Below are 855 nucleotides of genomic sequence, written 5' to 3' on the forward strand. Positions count from 1 at the left end.
CAGATGTCCCGTCTCAAACCACTCGTTTCCGAACGCTTCGACGAGCACGGGAACGAACTGATCCATGTGGATGTTTCCGGCTACGGTGCCGCCGCGGAATCCGAGCTTCGATGCGGTCGCATCGTCGTGGATGCTCCCCTCGGCGTCGGCGGACCAGTTGCGGGCCGCGACTGCGGGGCCGGACAGTGTGCCTTTCGAGAGCTGTACGGATGTCATGCGCGAATGCTATCACGCGGGGGCGCTGGCCGATCTCCGGTCACACCATCTGGCCACGGGTTTCATTCCCGCGTGTCTCGCGCGGGCAAGGACCCGCTCCGAAGGGTTTCGGCAGCGGGTCCCCGATCGGGATGAAGCTACGCGAACTTCATGCCGTCCTTACGACCTTCGCGTAGGAATCCCAGCTCCGAACCCTCCGCGTCGATGATGGCTTGCGCCTTCTCGTCGGTGTGACGTTCCTCGGTAGCCAGATCAACGTACATTTCCATACCGAATGCGCCGTCCAGATCATTGACGATGCGTTGCTTCCACTGGCGACGGAAGACCTGTGTCGTCACACGACGGGTGACACGAGGCTGGGACATGAGGCGGTCCGCAATCTCGTAGGCGCGTTCGGTCAAGTTTTCCTTGGGAACCAGTTCGCTGACCAGACCCCAGTCCAGAGCGGTCTTGGCATCGATCGGCTTACCCATCCACATCGCGTAGGATGCTCGGCGGATACCCATCAGTTCGATGAAGCAGCTATGGATGCCGTCACCAGGGACCAGGCCGAAACCGTAGTGATCATCCAGGATGATCGCGTCGTCAGAGGCGATCACGATGTCCATCATCAGACCGATCTCAGTGTGAAAGCCGAAG

The 855-nt window shown here is 60.6% G+C and carries 2 protein-coding genes; both read right to left on the reverse strand.

Features of this window, described 5'->3' with window-relative positions; genetic code table 11:
• Positions 1 to 216: hypothetical protein (locus GY725_01735; protein ID MCP4002894.1), on the reverse strand; the 216-nt coding region annotated here is incomplete at its 3' end.
• Positions 217 to 353: 137 nt separating this feature from the next.
• Positions 354 to 855, reverse strand: a 502-nt coding sequence (locus GY725_01740) for an enoyl-CoA hydratase/isomerase family protein (GenBank protein ID MCP4002895.1), incomplete at its 5' end; no start/stop codon positions are given.

The organism is bacterium (assembly GCA_024226335.1).
Lineage (GTDB): Bacteria > Myxococcota_A > UBA9160 > SZUA-336 > SZUA-336 > JAAELY01.